This is a genomic window from Streptomyces sp. NPDC057428 (assembly GCF_042803195.1).
Taxonomy (GTDB): domain Bacteria; phylum Actinomycetota; class Actinomycetes; order Streptomycetales; family Streptomycetaceae; genus Streptomyces.
Genome location: NZ_JBHVCT010000219.1, coordinates 1 through 1,580 on the forward strand (window position 1 = coordinate 1; position 1,580 = coordinate 1,580).

General features: G+C 64.1%; 1 protein-coding gene. It reads right to left on the reverse strand.

The annotated features are described in order from the left end of the window. Nucleotides 1-1,208, reverse strand: a 1,208-nt coding sequence (gene ltrA / locus ACFU5K_RS31850; RefSeq protein ID WP_384068219.1) for a group II intron reverse transcriptase/maturase, incomplete at its 3' end; no start/stop codon positions are given. Between the last annotated feature and the right edge of the window lie 372 nt (nucleotides 1,209-1,580).

Here is a 1,580-nt window from a genome sequence, read left to right on the forward strand (position 1 = left end):
CGTCGTGCGACGGCCTGGTTCCACGCGGTCTGGGCTTTCTTCCTGCCCCGCAGCCGTTTGAACTTCTTGCGCATCCACCGCATCACGTAGGCGTTGACGCGTTCCAGGAGAGGATGGAGGGCCGACTGGTAGAAGGCCCCGTAATACGCCATCCACCCGCGAACGATCGGGTTGATGAACCGTGCGAGGTCCGCTTCGGTCAGGCTGGTGCGGTGGTGCAGCCGCCAGGAGCGCACCTCGGAACTGATCCTGCGAAGAGCTTCCCCGCTGATCGCGGGAAGGAACGACCGGAACATCTGGCCGTCCTTGCGCACCGCGGAGCGGGTGCGGAAGGTGAACCCCAGGAACGTGAACTCGGTGTGCTCGTACGAGGCACACCGGTTGGCATCCTGGCAGTACACGATCCGCGTCTTCTCCGGGTGCAGTTCAAGCCCCACCTCGGCCATCCGCTTCCTGATCGCCGCGAGCACGAAGCGTGCCTGGCGTTCGCTGACGCAGTGGACCACCGCGTCGTCCACGTACCGTTCGAACCCGATGGCGGGGAAGTTCCGCGCCATCCAGGCGTCGAAGGCGTAGTGGAGAAAGAGGTTGGCGAGGACCGGCGAAACCGAGGAGCCCTGGGGCGTCCCCCGGTCCCGCTCGCGCTGTGTCCCGTCGGGCAGTTGCAGCGGTGCGGCAAGCCAGCGCCGCACATACAGCAGGACCCAGGACTGGGACGGATCAGTGTGGACGGCGACCGCCTTGAGGACCAGGTCCCACGGAACGCTGTCGAAGAACGCGCGGATGTCCAGGTCGATGACCCAGTCCGCCTTCCAGCAGCGCTCCCGGCACCGGCCCACGGCATCGATCGCCGACCGCCCGGGACGATAGCCGTAGGAGTCGGAATGAAAGACCGGCTCGGCCTTCGCCTCCAGCACCCCGGCGACCACCGTCTGGGCGATGCGATCCCCGATCGTGGGCACGCCCAGAATCCGGACGCCCCCTTTCTTTGGGATCTCCACCGCACGCACCGGAGGCGGAAAATAGGTGCCGGAGGAGAGACGATTCCAGATCCGGTACAAATTGTTCTTCAGATCCTTCTCGAATTCTTCCATCGACACCGCGTCCACACCCGGCGCGCCCTTGTTCGACCTGACTTTCTCGTACGCCTCCCAGACGGAATGCTTGGAAATATTGAACGGCTTGCCTGATGCTTTCAACTCGTTCACGCGACTCCTCCCGGATAACGCCCGGTTGATCGAATAAACACAGTCACGAACGACCCGGCCCCTTCGCTCCGCCCCCGTTACAGGAGTTTCATCACTACTACGAGCCGGTCCGCCGGCGTGCTTGGCGTCGGTACTCAGTCCCTCACGGCTTCGGACCGCCGGGGACGCTCCCTCTCTCTCCGCTCACCAGCGAAGACGTATCCAAGCCCGCCTTCTCCTGTTCCATACGAAGGCCGCAGACCGGGCTCGCGTCGCCTGTATGCCGGACACCGCCTGGCCAGTAAACGGGCACCCGCCAGACTCATCCCGGGACTGCCTTGACACCCCGGTTCTGATGTCAACTCTACTTTTCGACACGTCAGCAGCGATTCA